The organism is Glutamicibacter sp. BSL13 (assembly GCF_052928425.1).
The window spans coordinates 1-17,571 of the sequence record NZ_JAVGCZ010000014.1; the positions used below are offsets into that span (position 1 = coordinate 1).

The 17,571-nt window shown below is 66.8% G+C and carries 17 protein-coding genes; 10 read left to right on the forward strand and 7 right to left on the reverse strand.

The window, feature by feature from the left end; all coding sequences use genetic code 11:
- The coding region (locus RCJ92_RS04125) for a DnaJ family domain-containing protein (RefSeq protein ID WP_446753838.1) at positions 1-559 on the reverse strand (559 nt) is incomplete at its 3' end.
- A gap of 90 nt (positions 560-649) precedes the next feature.
- On the opposite strand from RCJ92_RS04125, the gene RCJ92_RS04130 reads away from it, so the two are divergent.
- From RCJ92_RS04130 to RCJ92_RS04170, 9 genes are all read left to right on the forward strand, one after another.
- On the forward strand, positions 650-1,645 hold the full coding sequence (locus RCJ92_RS04130; RefSeq protein WP_175419414.1) for an SDR family NAD(P)-dependent oxidoreductase: 996 nt from the start codon (positions 650-652) through the stop codon (positions 1,643-1,645).
- A gap of 232 nt (positions 1,646-1,877) precedes the next feature.
- Positions 1,878-2,162, forward strand: coding sequence for an HU family DNA-binding protein (locus tag RCJ92_RS04135; RefSeq protein ID WP_054821492.1), 285 nt, complete (start codon positions 1,878-1,880; stop codon positions 2,160-2,162).
- Positions 2,163-2,346: 184 nt separating this feature from the next.
- On the forward strand, positions 2,347-2,952 hold the full coding sequence (locus RCJ92_RS04140) for a hypothetical protein (RefSeq protein ID WP_138926706.1): 606 nt from the start codon (positions 2,347-2,349) through the stop codon (positions 2,950-2,952).
- A 65-nt stretch (positions 2,953-3,017) separates the two neighbouring features.
- A complete protein-coding gene (locus tag RCJ92_RS04145) occupies positions 3,018-3,653 on the forward strand; it encodes a copper resistance CopC family protein (protein WP_175419413.1) in 636 nt (211 codons plus the stop codon).
- 224 nt (positions 3,654-3,877) lie between these two features.
- Positions 3,878-4,468, forward strand: coding sequence for a copper chaperone PCu(A)C (locus tag RCJ92_RS04150; RefSeq protein WP_138926704.1), 591 nt, complete (start codon positions 3,878-3,880; stop codon positions 4,466-4,468).
- A complete protein-coding gene (locus tag RCJ92_RS04155; protein WP_446753839.1) occupies positions 4,469-5,707 on the forward strand; it encodes a Dyp-type peroxidase in 1,239 nt (412 codons plus the stop codon). It abuts the gene before it with no gap.
- Between the two features lie 120 nt (positions 5,708-5,827).
- Positions 5,828-7,963, forward strand: coding sequence for a cytochrome c oxidase assembly protein (locus RCJ92_RS04160; RefSeq protein ID WP_446753840.1), 2,136 nt, complete (start codon positions 5,828-5,830; stop codon positions 7,961-7,963).
- A complete protein-coding gene (locus tag RCJ92_RS04165; RefSeq protein WP_396277105.1) occupies positions 7,953-8,732 on the forward strand; it encodes a hypothetical protein in 780 nt (259 codons plus the stop codon). The genes RCJ92_RS04160 and RCJ92_RS04165 overlap by 11 nt, the downstream gene beginning before the upstream one ends.
- A gap of 127 nt (positions 8,733-8,859) precedes the next feature.
- Positions 8,860-10,776 carry an NHL domain-containing thioredoxin family protein gene (locus tag RCJ92_RS04170; RefSeq protein WP_446753841.1) on the forward strand — a complete coding sequence of 639 codons (1,917 nt, stop codon included), beginning with the start codon at positions 8,860-8,862 and terminating at the stop codon, positions 10,774-10,776.
- Between the two features lie 95 nt (positions 10,777-10,871).
- Here the strand turns inward: RCJ92_RS04170 and RCJ92_RS04175 are convergent, their stop codons facing one another.
- Entirely contained in the window at positions 10,872-11,411 is a 540-nt protein-coding gene (locus RCJ92_RS04175; protein WP_446753842.1) for a YdeI/OmpD-associated family protein, read from the reverse strand.
- A gap of 193 nt (positions 11,412-11,604) precedes the next feature.
- Here RCJ92_RS04175 and RCJ92_RS04180 point away from each other — a divergent pair, with 193 nt between their 5' ends.
- Positions 11,605-12,891 carry an MFS transporter gene (locus tag RCJ92_RS04180; protein WP_246049562.1) on the forward strand — a complete coding sequence of 429 codons (1,287 nt, stop codon included), beginning with the start codon at positions 11,605-11,607 and terminating at the stop codon, positions 12,889-12,891.
- Between the two features lie 24 nt (positions 12,892-12,915).
- Here the strand turns inward: RCJ92_RS04180 and RCJ92_RS04185 are convergent, their stop codons facing one another.
- The 5 genes from RCJ92_RS04185 to RCJ92_RS04205 all read right to left on the reverse strand — a co-directional run bounded on the left by RCJ92_RS04185 (position 12,916) and on the right by RCJ92_RS04205 (position 17,567).
- Complete coding sequence (locus tag RCJ92_RS04185; RefSeq protein ID WP_446753843.1) at positions 12,916-13,908, reverse strand: hypothetical protein; 993 nt, start codon at positions 13,906-13,908, stop codon at positions 12,916-12,918.
- Positions 13,909-14,046: 138 nt separating this feature from the next.
- Positions 14,047-14,817, reverse strand: a complete 771-nt coding sequence (locus tag RCJ92_RS04190) for an amino acid ABC transporter ATP-binding protein (RefSeq protein WP_138176701.1) — start codon at positions 14,815-14,817, stop codon at positions 14,047-14,049.
- The gene (locus RCJ92_RS04195; protein WP_054820790.1) at positions 14,807-15,469 is read right to left on the reverse strand and encodes an amino acid ABC transporter permease; all 663 of its coding nucleotides are present in this window, start codon (positions 15,467-15,469) and stop codon (positions 14,807-14,809) included. The genes RCJ92_RS04190 and RCJ92_RS04195 overlap by 11 nt, the downstream gene beginning before the upstream one ends.
- Before the next feature lie 154 nt (positions 15,470-15,623).
- Positions 15,624-16,424, reverse strand: a complete 801-nt coding sequence (locus tag RCJ92_RS04200) for an amino acid ABC transporter substrate-binding protein (protein WP_138176707.1) — start codon at positions 16,422-16,424, stop codon at positions 15,624-15,626.
- 213 nt (positions 16,425-16,637) lie between these two features.
- Entirely contained in the window at positions 16,638-17,567 is a 930-nt protein-coding gene (locus tag RCJ92_RS04205) for an AEC family transporter (protein WP_138926696.1), read from the reverse strand.
- Positions 17,568-17,571 lie beyond the last annotated feature (4 nt).

The window sequence follows — 17,571 nt, forward strand, 5'->3', positions numbered from 1 at the left end:
GCTGTGGCTTGCGGGCGGCACGACGATCCCGCCACCGGGCCACTTCTTCCTCCACGTCGCGCAACGCCGTAATCACCGGCGGACCACCCTGCAGCTGACGGCGGGCCTCAATAACGCGGCGGTTGAAATCCTTCAGATGCTCCCGCACTCCGGCCTCGCCGGGCAGCTGGTCCAGTACCTGCTCCAGGTGCTGATCCTCAACCCGCAACGTCAGGGCCGGAGGACCCAGCCCGCTGATCTGTTCGCGCTTCATCAGGCCCTTGAGCCACCAGTCCGGGTCGCTGTCGCCGGTGACATGGTCAATCCTTTGACCTGCCAGCGCCAGGTTGTCGAATTCCCCGCGAGACATGGCTTCCTCGATCGCCGAATTGGCCACCTGCCACGCCTCATCCTCGGCGTGATACTGCAGGGGAGTGCGGGGCTTGGCCTGCGGGTCGCTGCGTCCTGCCCGCCGGGCATATTCGTCCTCGGGCAACGCCTCCTCGCTGGAGCGCTGCATCTGATAGCGGGCGGCATTTAGCGACGCGTCTTCGCCGGGGCGTTTGGACTCGTTGCTCATGAATCCATCGTGTCACCGTGCCGGTCGCTGCGGCAATAGTCGCCGTCCGCCTCCCAGTGTCGTGCCATGGCCCGTAGTAGCCTGAAAGCCATGACCAGAAAGTATCGACACGGAGCGGTAGGCCTGCTGGGGCACGGGGAACCAGCGGATACCGTCCATGCCAACCGGGAACGCTGGAACGGCTGGGGGCAGGGCAAGACTGCCCTGGTAACCGGCGGCAACGCCGGGCTTGGCTTCTTCACCGCACTGGGTCTGGCGGCCAGCGGGGCACAGGTCATCATCGCCAGCCGCTCGATGCAGCGCAGTCGCTTGGCCCGGGAGCTGATTGAACAGCTCGTCCCGGGCAGCCGGATACGGCAGCATGAACTGGACACCAGCAGCTACGCCTCCGTTGACCGGCTTGGCCGCGACCTGGCCTCGGAGGAACTTGACATCATCGTCGCCAACGCCGGCCTGATCCACACCCCACGGCAACGCCAGGTGGGCGTCGACGGGCACGAACTGACCCTGGCCACCAACTTCCTGGGCCATGCCCGGCTCATCGGCTCCCTGGCGGAGCAGTTCCGCCAGCGGCAGCTGCGACTAATTGGCCTGGGATCCATGTCCACCCGGATGTTGCCGGCCGACCCGCAGAACCTGGAACTGCACCACAGGTACAGCGCCTACCGCGCCTATACCCAGTCCAAGGCGGCCCTGCAGTGCTTCACCATGGCCCTGGACCACCGCCTGAAGCAACTGTCCTGGCCGGCCCGGTCGTTGGCCGTGCACCCGGGATACTCCATATCCGGTCTGAGCATCGCGGTGCCGGGGATCAACGAACCGACCCCGGCCCGGCGCTGGCGCGATCAGCTGCAGTCGGGCTTTGCCCAGGGCAAGCACCAGGGGGCGGTGCCGATCATCGAGGCAGCCCTGAACCCGGGGATCGCCGCCACCGAACGCGGGGCGTATTTTGGCCCGGCACTGCTCTCCAAGGGGCGGGTGCGCATGGTCAAACCGTCCCGGTTGACCCGCAGCAAGAAACTCCTGGATCCGGTGTGGGAGCTTTATCGGCGAGCCAATGACGGGGCCGATCCCTTCGGCCTCTAGCAACAGATGGCCCAGTCTTCACTCAGAGCCGGATCGGCGCACCTCAAAATGTGGTGAACTAGTCAAGCCGAGCGTGAAATTCCGCCAATCTCCAAAAAAATCCGCAGATTTCCGGTGATTTCGGGCGTTTCGCCCATAATCATTTGATAGGTTCTGTTTCTAGAAGACCGCGCGACCGCGTGGCGTCCAAGGCTCGTTGGGCCAAGGAAGACTAGTCCAGGAGGACCATACATTGGCTATGAACCGTAGCGAACTTGTTGCTGCTGTTGCAGCAAAGACCGATAACTCCCAGGTTGCCGTCAACGGTGTGCTGGATGCCGTGTTCGACGTCTTCGTCGAGCAGATCTCCAAGGGCGAGAAGGTATCGATCCCGGGCTGGCTGGCCGTTGAGCGCACCGACCGCGCCGCCCGGACCGGCCGCAACCCGCAGACCGGCGAAGCCATCCAGATCCCGGCCGGCCACTCGGTGAAGCTGACCGCTGGTTCGAAGCTGAAGGCCGCCGTAGCCAAGAAGTAGTCTTCTTTCAGACTTTCAACGGTGTCCGGGCTCACCCGGGCGAACTGTTGCCAGAGGCCGGAATCCATCATGGATTCCGGCCTCTGCTGCATGGTGCAGGGGCCGATTCGATCCCTGCTTCTACCTGACGTAGAATTACCCACAATGGGCACGTCCAGCTCGAACCGGTAGGGGTAGCACAGTCATGAGCACAGCAGCACCACGCGTCATGCGCGGATGGCTTGCTGCCGCTGTGTGCACCTGGATGGCGTTTGCCGCCCACGCCCACGCCGTCCCCACCGTCGCATCCCTGGTGGTCATGGTCCTGATCACCTGCGTCTCCGCGGTGGTGGCCATGGCGATGCTGGGGCGCAAGAACAGCCTGTTGAGTTTGAGCCTGCTCGTCTTCGGAAGCCAGGGACTCTACCACCTGGCACTGTCGGTCATGACGCACCACGGCTCCAGCCTGGTTGCCGCCACCGGCACCGGCGTGCACGCCAACCACGTCATGTCGCTGGGCGTGAACCCGCAAGCTGTCCAGGCCGAGTCGCTGGACATGCTCGCCGCCCACATGGGCGCCGCCGTGCTGACCATCTTCACCCTGCGCCAGGGCGAACGACTGGCCCGGGCCGTGCTGGAGATATTGAGCCTTTCCTTCGTGCGCCGACTGCTGCTGCTGTTGCGCACCGCCCCGGCTCCCTGGCCCCGCGTCACCACGAACACTCGTGAAGTGCCGGTGCTCTCCGGCCGGCACGACCACCGGCTGCCGCTGCTGCGCGGACCGCCTTCCGCCGTATTGACCTTCGCCTGAACCCCGAACTCAATACCTGCCTTGTCCCAGGGGAACACCTGCGGACAGGGATGGAAGGAAAACCCATGAAAACCCTGGCCATCTCCCGCCAGACGACCTACGCCGCACGCCTCTTCGCGGCCCTGCTGATCGCCGTGCTGGCGATCTTCACCGCCGGCACCGCGGCCAACGCCCACGATCAGCTGACCGGCTCCACCCCGAAGAACGAATCGACGATCAGTGAATCGCCAGAACAGATCAAGCTTAACTTCTCCGGCGAACTGCAGCACGTGGAGGGCGCAGACATGACCGTGGTGGTCATCTCGAACGCCGAGGGCCAAAAGTTCGACAACGAATTGCAGGTCAAGGGCCGGGATGTCATCGCCACCCCGAACCAGCCGCTGCCCAACGGTGAATACACCGTGACCTACCGCGTGGTTTCCTCCGACGGTCACCCCATCGACGGAACCGTGGGCTTCACCCTCGAAGGCCAGGCGGCCGGCAGCGACGCGACCGAAACCGCAGCGGCCCCGAGCACCGAGGCCAGCGACGAACCCGGCGCCCAGGATGCTGCCACCCAGTCACCGGAGGAACCGGCCACCGCGCCGCAGGAGGCCGCCGCCGGTATCAGCCCGATCGTGTGGATCATCGTCGGCGTAGCGATTTTCGGTGTCGCCGTGGCGGTGCTGGTGAACTTCGCCCGCCGCAACAACATGAAGTAGCCCCTCCACCAAATTTCCGGCGCGGAATCGCGCCACCTCCCGAACCTACCGCCACGCCGCCGCAGCCCAGCAGTTGCCGCGCGCCGCTGCCGCGCACCCCAACGCATTTCTCCGGGTTGACGCGCCCATCCGGCGCGCCCTCCCGGTCCACCTGCGAGGCGCGCCCAGCCCTACCCTGCGCACCCCTGGTGAGCACGCGCGGCGGGCAAGAAAGCGAACAAATCATGATGTCAGAGAAGATCTCGACCAAGTCCCTTGCCGCCCTCGGCCTGGGGGCGGCCCTGCTGCTCACCGGCTGCGCCCCAGCCGACGGCACCACACAGGAGCCAACGGCCCAGAACAGCCACCACGAACAGCACGCCAGCCGGCAGGCCGACGCATTGACCGTCACCGACCCGTGGGCGAAGGCCGCCGAAAAGGGAATGAGCGCCGCGTTCGGCACCCTGCGCAATGACTCCGACCAGCCGGTGGAGCTGGAGGCAGTGGTGGACCAGGAACACGGCAACACCCTGCAGATCCATGAAATGGCCGGCCAGGGCACCGATGCCGTCATGCAGCAGATCGAGGGGGCGCTGCAGATTCCTGCCGGACAGAGCGTGGAACTGGCCCCGGGCGGCAACCACATCATGTTCATGGACCTGAAGCAGCCGTTGGTGCCCGCCGAGGTGGCCACCCTGCGCCTGGAATTCGCCGACGGCTCCAGCAAGGACGTGCAGTTCCCCATCCGCAACTACGACGGCGCGAACGAAAGCTACCACTCGCAGCACTCCCAGGACACCGAGGGCACCCACGAGGAGCACGGGGGAGGGCACTAAATGAGCGGAGTTCCGGCATCGACCCGCCGTGCTGAACCTTCGCGGCGCACCTTGCTGACCGGCTCCGCCGTGGCGGCGCTGGGCGGGCTGGTCAGTGGGTTCGGGGTTGGCCAGCTCACCGCCGAGCAGGCCGCCGCCAGCCCGGCGGGGCCCGAACCGGCACTGGCCCGATACCTTTCCCCGTACGGGCGCCACCAGCCCGGGATCCTGGAAAATCCGCAGGCCCACGCCGTGTTCCTGGGTATCGACATGGTGCTGGAGGGGTTGGAGCCCGCCGCGAAGCGCGAACGGCTGCGCTCGATTCTGCGGATGATCACCGATGACGCGGTTCGGCTCATGGCCGGCCAGGGGGTGCTGGCCGACACTGAACCGGAGATGGCGCAGCTGCCGGCGAACCTGAGCCTGACCGTGGGCCTGAGCCGTGCCGCGATTGGGCTGATCGGCCCCGACCTAGCCCCCGCCAGCCTGGGACCGCTGCCCAAGTTCAAGATCGACCGGCTGCGTGAAGAGTACGGCCAGTCGGACCTGGTGATCCAGCTGTGCGCGGAGGACCCCACGGTGCTGGCGCACGCGGTGCGTTCGGTGCGCAAGAACCTGCGCTCGATCACCCGGGTGAAATACGAGCAGCACGGGTTCACCCATGCCGCCAGCTCCCAACCGGCCGGTTCACCGTTCCGCAACCTGTTTGGGCAGGTGGACGGGATCGCGAACCCGAAGGATGACACCCGCCGGCTGGCGGTGTTCGGCCATGAGCCGTCCGACGCCTGGTTCCCGGATGCCACCACCCTGGTGCTGCGCCGGATCCAGATGGATCTGGACACCTGGGATGAGGTGGACCGCCCCGCCCGGGACTTCGCGCTCGGGCGCCGGCAGAGCGACGGCGCCCCGCTGTCCGGGCAGCACCCGCAGGACCCGGTGGACCTGCAGGCGGTCACCGAACTGGGGCTGCCGGCGATCGCCGGGCACGCCCATGTGGCCCGGGCGATGCCCGCCAGCGGGGATGAGGTGCTGTGGCGCCGCGGCTACAGCTACCAGGAGGGCGGGAGTGCCGGCCTGCTGTTCGCCAGCTACCAGGTGGATGTGGCCCGCAGCTTCATCCCGGTCCAAACCCGGCTGGCCGAACTGGACGCCCTGAACGAATGGACCACCCCCATCGGCTCGGCCGTGTACGGGGTGCTGCCGGGCATCAGCCAGGGCATGTACCTGGGCCAGCAGCTGTTCCAGGCCGCAGGGCACTAGCGCCGTCCGAAGGGGCCCGGGCGTGGGGCCCGGCCCCTTCGGAAGCGCACATGTGAGATGCGCCAACCAGCCGCCGGAAGCTTAACGGCGGTTGGCACGCAATGAGATGATGGAGAGGCTATGGCGACACAATCACGCGAACCCCGGCAGGCTGAGCTGGGCATGCCTGTCCCGAAACTGACCCGTTTCATCATCCCCGGTGTGCTGGGCATGGTGGTGGCTTTCCTGCTGGCCGTGCTGGTCGGCGGCATCACCGCCCCCCGGCTGCTGGCTGATCCGGGCGGGTTCGTGCCCTGGGCGCTGCCGATCAGCCGGATCATCCACCACACCGCGATGTCCGTGGCCATCGCCGCACTGATCTTCGCCTCCTGCATCATCCCGCGCAGCACCAAGTCGCGCCGGCCCACCGCGGAGAACCCGGTGACCGACGCCGGCACGGAGCACCCCTCCTTCACCCGCGCCATGAACCTGGCCGCAGGGGCCGGGGTGGTGTGGACGCTGGCCGCCGGCAGCGTGCTGATCCTGACCTTCTGGGACCTGGCCGGGGTGCCGATCAACTTTGAACCGAACTACACCGCCGCGATCCTGGACTACATCCTGCAGATCGCCACCGGGCGGGCCTGGGCGTGGATGATCGTGATCTCCGCGATCGTCACCTCCCTGGCCCTGGCCGTGCGTTCCCAGGTGGGGGTGGGTCTGGTGGCCGGGTTTTCCCTGCTGGGCATCGTGCCGCTGGCCTTCATCGGCCACGCCGCCGGCGGGGATGACCACTACGCCGCGGTCAACGGCATCGGGCTGCACCTGCTGGCCGTGGTGCTGTGGTTCGGCGGGCTGGTGGTGCTTGGGCTGCTGACCCCCACCCTGACCGGCCCGGCCCCGGGACGCTACCAGGACCGGCCGCTGCTGCTGGGCGTGGTGCTGCGCCGCTATTCGACCCTGGCCGCCGGCGCGATCGTGCTGTTGGCCGGTTCCGGGCTGGTCTCCGCCCTGATCCGCATCACCGACTGGGACCAGTGGCTGAGCCCCTACGGCACCCTGGTGATCACCAAGATCGTGCTGACCCTCATCCTGGGGGCGCTGGGCCTGGCGCACCGCAACTGGATCATTCCCCGGCTGCTGGCCGGGAAGGTCAGTGCCGTGGCCACGGCCTGGCGGGTAATCGCCGTGGAGGTGGCGCTGATGGGCGCCACCATGTCGGTGGCCACCGTGCTCTCCCGCACCGCACCGCCCACCCCGGATGACCCGCCGACCGAGCCTACCCCGGCCCGGCTGCTGACCGGCTATGAGCTGCCCGAACCGCTGCAGACCTCCAGCTGGTTCACCGTGTGGCGCCCGGACTGGCTGTGGGTGGCGGCGTGCGTGTTCCTGCTGGTGTTCTACCTGTGGGCGTTCATCACCCTGCGCCGGCGCGGGGACAAGCCGAGCGTGCTGCGCCTGATCAGCTGGATTGTGGGCCTGGTGGCCCTGTTCTATGTCACCAGCGGCGCCCTGACCGTCTACGGCAAAATCCAGTTCTCGGTGCACATGGTCGATCACATGTCATTGACCATGATCGTGCCGATCTTCCTGGTGCTCGGCGCCCCGGTCACCCTGGCGCTGAAGGTGCTGCCCACCCGCACCGACGGGACCCGCGGGGCCCGCGAATGGATCCTGTGGCTGGTGCATTCACCGTATTCGAAGGTCATCACCCACCCGATCTTCGCCGCCGTGAACTTCGCCGGGTCCATCGTGATCTTCTACTTCACCCCGATCCTGGAACCGGCCATGCGCTACCACGCCGGGCATGAGCTGATGAACGTGCACTTCCTGCTCACCGGCTACCTGTTCGTGCTCAGCCACATTGAGGCCGACCCGATCCCGTTCCGCTTCAACTACCCGTTCCGCCTGCTGCTGCTGCTGGCCACCGTGGCCTTCCACGCGTTCTTCGCCGTGGCGCTGATGAGCACCGACACGCTGCTGGCCGCCGACTGGTTCGGCAACATGGGCCGCACCTGGGGCGGCAGCGCCCTGGAGGACCAGGTGGTCGGTGCCGGGGCGATGTGGGCGATCGGCGAGGTGCCGACCTTGGTGATCGCCATCGCCGTGATGATCACCTGGGCGCGCAGCGATGACCGGGAGAAGAAGCGCGTGGACCGCCAGGCGGACCGTGACGGGGACGCGGACCTGGCCGCCTACAACGAAATGTTCGCCCGGCTGAAGCAGATGGACAGGAAAATGGAGCAGCAAGTTGAGCACAGGGAGCACCGTGGCAGCTAAACGATTCAGGGCCGGCGCTGGACTGCTGGTGGCCGGGCTGCTGCTGGCGGGCTGCTCGGCAGAACCACAGGCCGAGCAGATGCCGCAGGATGATATCCATGTCTCCGCCACCGCCAACCCGAAGCCCAGCGGCAAGCCGCTGCCCAGCCCCGAACCGGGCAGCAGCGAGCAAACCGGGCAGGTCTCCACCGTGGAGCTGGCCACCCAGGTCGGTGCCGTCTTCGCCGCCCAACTGGGTTTTGACCAGTCCCAGCGGATCGGCCAGGAGCAGCTGAAGGAACTGGCCACCCCGCCCACCGACACCCTGAAGGATGTGGTGGTGCTGCCCTCCCAGTGCGAGCAGCCGCTGGAGGCGCTGAACTGGTCCCCGGCGCAGCTGGGCACCGAGGTGGCGCGCACCGACTTCACCAACCAGGCCGGGAACATCGCCGGCTCGGTGGAGGTGGCCAAGGTCGCGGACCGGGCCCCGGTGGAGGAGCACTTCAAGACCGTGCTGACCATGCGCACCGACTGCTCCAGCGTGAAGCTGAACCGCAGCGAGTACACCGAGACGCTGAAGTTCAGCAACCCGCAGGTCGGCGAGGTGGAGTCCCAGCTGGCCTACACCCGGCGCGGCAACGCGGACACCGCCCAGGACACCCTGGTGCTGGTGCAGACCAAGGGCCAGTACGTGGCCATGGTCTCCTTCATCTCCGGCCAATCGCTGGCCGATGAACAGTTCGGCCAGGTCGCCAAGCAGATCATGGACAGCGTGCTGGGCCAGCTGTAACACCGCCGGCCCGGCCCCGGCTTCGCACAGCGTCATGCGCACTGCCGCCGGGGCGGGCCACGACTACCATGGACGTATCCCGGTCGGCCATCGGCCACCGGTGTCCCCAACCTAAGGAGCCCTTGGCATGAGCCCTGATACTTCTTCCGTCCGCACCGCCTACAAGGTCCGCGGCTCCGAACTGGTGGGCCGCAACTGGTTGAACACCGGCGGGCGGCAGCTGGACCTGGAGGCCCTGCGCGGCAAGATTGTCCTGCTTGATTTCTGGACCTTCTGCTGCATCAACTGCCTGCACGTGCTCGACGAGCTGCGCCCGCTGGAGGAAGAGTACCGGGACGTGCTGGTGACCGTGGGCGTGCATTCGCCAAAGTTTGAACACGAGGCGGACCCGGACGCGCTGGCCGCCGCCGTGGAACGCTACGAGATTGAGCACCCGGTGCTCGATGACCCGGAACTGCAGACCTGGCAGGCCTACGCGGCCCGCGCCTGGCCCACCCTAGTGGTGCTGGATCCCGAGGGCTACATCGTCGCCCACCTCTCCGGGGAGGGGCACGCGGCCGGGCTGCGCTCCCTGGTCGCCGAACTGGTTGCCGAGCACGAGGCGAAGGGCACCTTGCACCGTGGGGACGGGCCGTACGTGGCCCCGCCGGCCCGCGAGGGGGACCTGCGCTTCCCGGGCAAGGTCATGCCGCTGCCCAACGGGAACTTCCTGGTCGGCGACTCCGGCCACCACCGCCTGGTGGAGCTGGGGCCGGACCTGTCCAGCGTGGTGCGCACCATCGGCTCCGGGGTGCGCGGCTACGCGGACGGGGACGCGGACAACGCCCAGTTCAACGAACTGCAGGGGTTGGGCCTGCTGCCGGCCGAACTGGCCGAGGAGGTCGGCTACGACGTGGTCGTGGCGGACACCGTGAACCACCGGCTGCGCTCGGTCAACCTGGGCACCGGCAAGGTCGGCACCCTGGCCGGCAACGGCGTGCAGCGCCTGCTGGATGCCGAAACGGCCCGGAGCACCGAACAGCCCACCGAACTGGGCACGGATGCATTGAACATTTCCCTCTCCTCGCCCTGGGACGTGGTCTACCACCCGGCGGGCAAGGTAATCGTGGCGATGGCCGGCACCCACCAGATCTTCTCCTTCGACCCGCGCACCAGCGCGGTCAGCGTCTTTGCCGGCACCGGCCTGGAGGGGCTGGCCGACGGTGCGGCCCATGAGTCCTGGTTCGCCCAGTCCTCCGGGCTGAGCATCGACGCGCAGGGCACCGTGTGGGTGGCGGACTCCGAAACCAGTGCGCTGCGCAGCATCACCACCGATGAGCGTGGCCAGGCCCTTCAGGTTTCCACCGCCATCGGCACCGGCCTGTTCGACTTCGGGTTCCGTGACGGGCCGGCCGAACAAGCCCGCCTGCAGCACCCGCTGGGCGTGGCGAACCTGCCCGATGGTTCGGTGGCGGTGGCCGACTCCTACAACGGGGCGGTGCGCCGCTACGATCCGGTGACCCAAACCGTCTCCACCCTGGCCAAGGGGCTGAAGGAACCGGCGGACGTGCTGCTGGATGACTCGGTGGACGGGGACCCGGTGCTGCTGATCGTGGAAACCAACGCTCACCAGCTGGTGCGCATCCCGGTCCCGGCAGAGGCCCTGTCCGTGGACAAGGGCGCCAGCCAGACCCAGCGTCCGCGTACCAAGGTGCGTTCCGGGCAGCACCGGATCACCGTGCGCTTCGCCGCCCCGAGCGGGCAGAAGCTCGATGACCGTTGGGGGGACCCGACCCAGCTGAAGATCTCCGCCAGCCCGGAGGAGCTGCTGTTGGAGGGGGCCGGCACCTCGGTGGGCCTGGAACGCACCCTGAGCCTGAACCCGGACGTGCCCGAGGGGGTCCTGCACATCACCGCCCGCGCCGCCGCCTGTGACGGGGAGCCGGGTGGGGAAATTCCGGACCACGCCGCCTGCCACCTGTACCAGCAGGATTGGGGCATCCCGGTGCTGCTGGATGCCGAAGGGGACCAGCAGCTGGAGCTGGACCTGCGCGGGGTGAACTAACCCGCGTACGGGAAGGGCCGTACGAAGAGCAAGGCAGCGGGCCGCCCGCCGGAGAGGATCCGGTGGGCGGCCCGCTGCTTTGCTTCGATGGCCGACTACGCCTCGATGAGCTTGCCGCTCTTGGCGACCTCCGGGTCGGTGCAGGAGGACAGGTCGAAGCAGCAGGGGCGGCGCTTGCCGTCCCGCAGCTTGGAGATGCTCACTTCCACGCGGCGCTGGCGGGTTGACGGGTTCTTGGTGGCCCCCACCCAGCGCACCCATTCCCAGCGGGCCATCGGGGTCAGGCTCTCCCAGGTCCCCTCCAGGTCCTGGGCCTCCTCCAGCGCCTCGGCCAGGTCCTGCGGCACGCTGGTCTCGGGCCACTGCTCGGCCAGGGTGGCCCGCAGCGTCAGCTGCTCGCTCGGGCCGCTGGCCAATGCCGCGGTGGCGTCCTGGTCCAGCGCCAGCCAGTGCCCGCGCCGGCCATCGGGTTCCAACACCACCGTGGGGGTGCTGTCCGCGGACTGCAGGCGCACGGCAACCTGGCCGCGGCTGGGCAGCAGCCCGCTGGAGTCGGCATCAAATTCAAGGATCAGCCGCTCGCCAATCAGGCGCGTGGTGCCGCTGAGTTCCAGGGTTTCTTCTGCGCTGGCCATTGCCATGTTCCTTCCGGTGTGTGCGTGGGTTAATTCTAGGCACTGAAGCCCCCGGGGTGTGAAGCCCAGGCGCAGCGGGAAGGAGGCGGGGTGAAAGTTTCATGACCGCACCGTTTCGGGTCCCGGCAACGTGGCTAGACTACAAAGGGTGAGGAGGAACGCCGGCACCCGACTGGGCCGGCTATGAGAACACGTGGCTACGAAGATGTTCCGGGCACTGTCGATCCGCAACTACCGGCTGTGGGTGATTGGCGCGCTGGTATCGAACATTGGCACGTGGATGCAGCGGGTCGCACAGGACTGGCTGGTGCTCACCGAGCTGACGGACAACGACGGCACGGCCACCGGCATCGTCACCGGCCTGCAGTTCCTGCCGGTGCTGCTGCTGGCCCCCTACGCCGGACTGATCGCCGACCGCTACGAAAAACGCAAGGTGCTGCTGTGCACCCAAAGCTTCATGGGATTGTGCGCCCTGGTGCTGGGCACCCTGGTGCTGCTCGATGTGGCCCAGCTGTGGCACGTGTACGTGCTGGCGACCGCGCTGGGCGTCGGCTCCGCATTTGACGCCCCGGCCCGCCAGGCGTTCGTCTCGGAGATCGTGCCAGGTACCCACCTGACCAACGCGGTGGCGCTGAACAGTGCGAACTTCAACCTGGCCCGGCTGGCCGGCCCCGGTGTGGCCGGCCTGGTAATCGCCGCGTTCGGCACCGGCCCGGCGTTTTTGATCAACGGGTTCTCATTCATTGCGGTGCTGTTCTCGCTGACGAACCTGGACCGCAGCCAAATCCACGCGGCGAAGCGGGTGGTGCGGGCCAAGGGCCAGGTGAAGGAGGGGTTCGCCTATGTGCGTGGACGCCGGGACCTGCTGCTGATCTTTGGGTTGGCGTTCGTGGTGGGCACCTTTGGGCTGAACTTCCAACTGACCAACGCCATGATGGCGGCCCAGGTGTTCGGGGTCGGGGCGGGGGAGTACGGCATGCTGGGAACCATTATGGCCGTGGGCACCTTCGCCGGAGCCCTGCTGGCGGCCCGGCGCTCCCGGCCGCGGTGGCGCTACATCATCCTGGGCGCCACGTTCTTCGGGGCCAGCGCACTGTTGTCCGCGCTGATGCCGACCTACACGCTCTTTGCGCTCTCCCTGGTCCCCATCGGCTTGTTTGCACTCACGTTCCTGAACAGCTGCAACACGATGGTGCAGACCTCGGTTCCAGGCCAATACCGGGCCCGGGTCCTGGCGCTGTACCTGATGGTGGTCCAGGGCGGCACCCCGATTGGGGCTCCGTTGGTCGGTTGGCTGGCCACCCTGTTCGGGCCGCGCATGGCGGTCGGGCTGGGCGCGGGCGCCTCCCTGGTCTCCGGGATCATTGCCCTGATCCTGTGGCAGAAGTTCCGTGCCGATGCGATCCCGCTGCGCCGGCAGGTGCAGCTGCTGCGGCTGCGCCACCAGGAAGAACCCACGGGACGTGAGGGCGAGGGCTAGAGCCGGCAGCCTGGCTGCGACCGGCTAGTGGGCCGGCTGTTCCACGGCGGCCACCGGGCGCACATTGACCTCGGTGGTGCTGGTGTCCAGGTTCGCGTTGAACCCGAACGCGTCCTTGACCACCTTCGGCTTCAGTTCACCGGTGCGCAGATCCTGTTCGGTCAGCTGCAGCTCGGTCTTTACCGTCAGCGGTCCCAGCACCCAGGCCCCGTCATAGTAGGAAACCTTCGGCTTGGGGTAGTCGGTGATCTGCCATTTGATGGTCTTGGCATCCACCCGAGCGGTCGTGTGATACGCGAACGGGCAGTTCGTGGGCATCAGCACCTTCTGGGTGGCGCACCCATCCAGGTACTTCTTCAGCTGCTTGCTGATGTTCTGGGTGAAATGGCTGGTCGGCTCGGTGCGCAGGGCGATCTCCACCGGCTTCTGCACCGGGGAGGTGATCAGCTTGCCGCGGGTGTCGGCCTTGAAGTTCTTGGTTTCAAACCCGGCGTCCAGCACGGCGGGGAAGAACACCGGAAGCTCGGTGCGGCCCTTTTGCAGCGGGATCTTCTGGTCGTTGACCTCGATCTCGTTGACGGTGTTCGCCTTGATCTGCACGGTCGGCAGGGTGACTTCCTCGAACTTCCAGGTGTCGAAGAACATCCAGGACTTCCCGTCATGGTGCAGCGCATAGGTCGATTCGCTGGGCACCCCGTGGGCCTTGTAGTGGGCGGTGACCGTCACCCTGCCGGGCACATCCTGATCCTGCTGGGCCGCATCCGCCTCGAATTCGGTGATGCCGGACTGGGTGCGGGAAAGCACCTCGCCATCCAGGGCCACCGCGTCCCCCTGGGGCACCTTGGCCCCCAGCAGACCCAGCGCCTCGGCGCCCTTGCCTTCCTCCAACAGCTGATGCAGGTGCTTGACCTGTGCTGCCGGGGAACAGATCGTTCGATTGCAAACTATGATCGCCGCGGCGAACAGGAGCACAAGGGCAAGTACTACGAGGGCCCAGCGCAGAGCGACTCGGGTCACAGGATTAGGTGCGTTCATCTCCCCATAAGGGTATCGGCTGCGCTGGTGAGTTCTTAAATTACCGCGCCGTACGGCGTTGCCCTCCAGGGTACCGCCAGCACCTGTCGCCGCCAGTTGTTCCGGTTCGCGCACCAGCGCTTAGAAGGGGTTCAGCAGCCGGTGCACGAACGCCTTGGTGCGTTCCTGGGACGGCTCACGCAGCACCTGCGCGGCGGGGCCGCGTTCGATGACGTGCCCCTCGTCCATGAACACCACCGTGTCGGCCACGTCCCGGGCGAAGGCGAGTTCATGGGTGACCAGCACCATGGACCAGCCCTCGGCTGCCAGCTCCTTGATGACCGTGAGCACGTCCCCGACCAGTTCCGGATCCAGGGCGCTGGTCGGCTCATCGAAGAGCAGCAGGTCCGGCTGCAGCATCAAGGCGCGCACGATCCCCACCCGCTGTTGCTGGCCGCCGGAAAGCGATGAGGGATAGGCGCTGGCCTTGGCGGCCAGCCCCACCCGCTGCAGCAGCGCGTTGGCCTGCTCCAGCACCTCGGCCTTGGGCCGGCGCTGCACCTCCAGCGGCCCCACGGTGACATTCTGCAGCACCGTCAGGTGCGGGAAGAGGTGGTGGCCCTGGAACACCATCGCCGAACGGTCCCGCAGCACCGAGGCCTGCTTCTTGCGCAGCTGCGGGGTAAAGGTGACCTGAGGGCCGCCCGCGAAGGCGACGGTCCCCGAATCGGCGGCCTCCAGCCCGTTCAGGCAGCGCAGCGCCGTGGTCTTTCCGGAGCCCGATGGGCCAATCAGTGCCAGCACTTCACCCTCGTGCACCGTGAAGTCGATGCCGCGCAGCACCTGGTTGTCGCCGAAGGCCTTGTGCAACCCGGTAACCGTGAGCAGCGGGGCTGCGGTGTTAGGCAACATATTTTTCAAGCCTTCCTTCCAGGCGGGTTTGCAGGGTGGAGAGAACCAGGCAGATCACCCAGTACAGGGCGGCCGCGGTCAGGTACAGGGTCATGAATTCAAGGCTGCTCGCGGCGATTTCCTGGGCCCGGCGGAACATTTCGGTGACCAGGATCAGCGAGGCCAGCGAGGAGTCCTTGACCAGGGAGATGAATGTGTTGGACAGCGGCGGGACCGCCACCCGGGTCGCCTGGGGCAGGATCAGCCGGTAAAGAGTGCGGGTGCGGGACATGCCGATCGTGTAGCCGGCTTCCCACTGCCCGGAGGGGACCGAGAGGATCGCGGCGCGGATGATCTCCGCGGCATAGCCGGCCACGTTCAGCGTGAACGCGATGATCGCGCTGGGCCACGGGTCAATGGTGATTCCCACCGAGGGCATGCCGAAGAAGATCACGAACAGCTGCACCAGCAGCGGGGTGCCGCGGATCACCGATATGTAGATCCGGGCAATCGCAGAGACGAAGCGGTTCGCGCTGATGCGCATTAACGCGATCACCAGCGCCAGAATCAGTCCCAGTGCGAAGCTGGCCAGCGACAGGGGAATGGTTCCGGTCAGTGCCCCCTTGGCCAGGGGCCACAGTGAATCCAAAACCAGTTGCCATGTCTGGTCCATCGGTCCTCTTTCTCCTTGCGGTTTAAGCCAACTTGCCCCGAGGAAATCTCCTTGGGGCAAGTGTACGCATAGGCCGAACCCCACGGTGGGGGATGCCTCGCCATTCGTTCAGTGCACGGGCCGTGTGCGGGCCGGGCCCGCACACGGCAAAAGGCTACTTGGTGACGTCGCTGCCGAAGTACTTGTCGGACAGTTCAGCCAGGGTTCCGTCCTGGCGCAGCTCATCGAGCGCCTTGTTGATCGCCTCATGCAGCTCGGTGTCGTCCTTGCGCATCGCCACGGCAACCTCGGACTTGTCATCGGATTCAGCTGCGATCTTGATCGCGTCATCCGGCTGGTTCTTCTGCGAATCCAGGTAGGTGAGCTTGTCGTTGATCGTGGCGTCCACCCGGCCCTGCTTCAGCAGGGTGACGGCCTGCGCCCAGCCCTCCACGGCCTGTACGTTCGCGCCGGCGTCCTTGGCGGTCTCATACCAGTTGCTGGTCAGTGACTGGGCGGTGCTCTTGCCCTTGAGGGATTCGAAGGAGGTGATCTCGGTGTTGTCCGACTTGGTCACGATGACCCCGTTGGAGACGGTGTAGGGGGTGGACAGCAAGTACTTCTCTTCGCGCTGCTCGTTCACGCTCACCTGATTGGCGATGACGTCAAAGCGCTTTGCATCCAGGCCCGCGAAGATGCCATCCCACTGGGTTTCCTCGAATTCGACCTCGACCCCCAGCTTCTCGCCGACGGCCTCGATCACCTCGACGTCGTAGCCGGTCAGCTCGTTGCCCTCATGGTAGGAGAAGGGGCGGTAGGTGCCTTCGGTGCCCACGGTCAGGGTCCCGGATTCCTGCACCTGCTGGTAGGTGGAGCCGCTGGCCTCAGCGCCGCCCGAATCGTTCGAGGAGCCGCAGGCGCTGAGCGACAAGGCCAGAACGGTTGCGGTGGACAGTGCGGTGAAAATCCGTTTCATGAGAACCCCTCGGTTTGGTTGCGGCGGGTGATGGCCTGAACGTCACAACGTCCCGGTCGTATCCGAGTATTCCCTGCCCCGCCGTCCGGCGGGGAGTTTCCGGGGAGGGGGTGTCACAAAAATTCACACTCTTGACACAGCCCACACCGCGCAGGGCCGACCGGCGGCATAGGGCGGGCGCAGCGTGAGATGGCCGCCGTGATGAGGCAGGGGCTACACGCCCAGCAGCAGCGCCAGCAGCATCATGATCGGGATGGCGCAGATGGTGGTGATCAGCACGGTGTCCTTGGCGATCACCACGCCCCGTTCATAGCGCGAGGCGGTGACGAAGATGTTCTGCGCGGTGGGCAGCCCGGCCATGATGACCGCCGCCACAATCATTTCCGTGGGCAGGCGGAACACGAAGGCCGCCAGCAGCCAGGCGATCAGCGGATGGATGACCAGTTTGGCCAGCGAACCAATCAGCACGTCCGCCCGTCGCCCGGTGCCCGGGTCCAGGGGCTTGGAACCGACCAGCGAGATTCCGAAGGCCAGCAGCATCGCCGGGATCGAGGCCCCGGAAATCAGTTCAATGGGCGCCAGCACCAGTTCGGGCAGCTGCACGCCGGTCAGTGCGACCACCAGGCCCGCCAGGGAGCCGATGATCATGGGGTTCTTCGCGGTGGCCGAGGCCAACGCCCAGAAGGTGGTGCGGTGCTTGATGGTGGTTGCATCCAGCATGGCCAGGTTCACCGGCTGGTACAACGCCAGCTGGAAGAGGATCACCGGGGCGGCGTGGGCCATGTCGCCCAGCACGTACAGGGCGATCGGCAGGCCCAGGTTCGCTGAGTTCACGGTGGAGGCGCTCATGGCCGCGACGATGCGTTCGGCGGCCGGGCGCTGCAGCCACTTGAAGGTGGCCAGGTGATAGATCCCGGCGGTGAGGAACGCCGAAATGGTGGCGATCCACAGCAGTGGTCCGAGCACCTGGGTTGGTTCGGAATCGGCGATGGCCAGAAACAGCAGGGCGGGGCTGGCCACGAAGAAGGTCAATCGGTTCAGCACCCACCGGCCTTGGTCGCCCAGCACCCCGGTGCGTCCGACCGCGTAGCCGACCAGGATGACCACCCAGATGATGGAGAAGCCGGACAGCACTCCGGTCATGACG

Bases quoted from the DNA above. Each gene is read 5' to 3' on its own strand.
- RCJ92_RS04140 (WP_138926706.1), top strand. From the start codon at position 2,347: ATGAGCACAGCAGCACCACGCGTCATGCGCGGATGGCTTGCTGCCGCT.
- RCJ92_RS04155 (WP_446753839.1), top strand. From the start codon at position 4,469: ATGAGCGGAGTTCCGGCATCGACCCGCCGTGCTGAACCTTCGCGGCGC.
- RCJ92_RS04190 (WP_138176701.1), bottom strand. From the start codon at position 14,817: ATGTTGCCTAACACCGCAGCCCCGCTGCTCACGGTTACCGGGTTGCAC.
- RCJ92_RS04145 (WP_175419413.1), top strand. From the start codon at position 3,018: ATGAAAACCCTGGCCATCTCCCGCCAGACGACCTACGCCGCACGCCTC.
- RCJ92_RS04170 (WP_446753841.1), top strand. From the start codon at position 8,860: ATGAGCCCTGATACTTCTTCCGTCCGCACCGCCTACAAGGTCCGCGGC.
- RCJ92_RS04150 (WP_138926704.1), top strand. From the start codon at position 3,878: ATGATGTCAGAGAAGATCTCGACCAAGTCCCTTGCCGCCCTCGGCCTG.
- RCJ92_RS04200 (WP_138176707.1), bottom strand. From the start codon at position 16,424: ATGAAACGGATTTTCACCGCACTGTCCACCGCAACCGTTCTGGCCTTG.
- RCJ92_RS04175 (WP_446753842.1), bottom strand. From the start codon at position 11,411: ATGGCCAGCGCAGAAGAAACCCTGGAACTCAGCGGCACCACGCGCCTG.
- RCJ92_RS04130 (WP_175419414.1), top strand. From the start codon at position 650: ATGACCAGAAAGTATCGACACGGAGCGGTAGGCCTGCTGGGGCACGGG.
- RCJ92_RS04205 (WP_138926696.1), bottom strand. From the start codon at position 17,567: ATGACCGGAGTGCTGTCCGGCTTCTCCATCATCTGGGTGGTCATCCTG.
- RCJ92_RS04160 (WP_446753840.1), top strand. From the start codon at position 5,828: ATGGCGACACAATCACGCGAACCCCGGCAGGCTGAGCTGGGCATGCCT.
- RCJ92_RS04195 (WP_054820790.1), bottom strand. From the start codon at position 15,469: ATGGACCAGACATGGCAACTGGTTTTGGATTCACTGTGGCCCCTGGCC.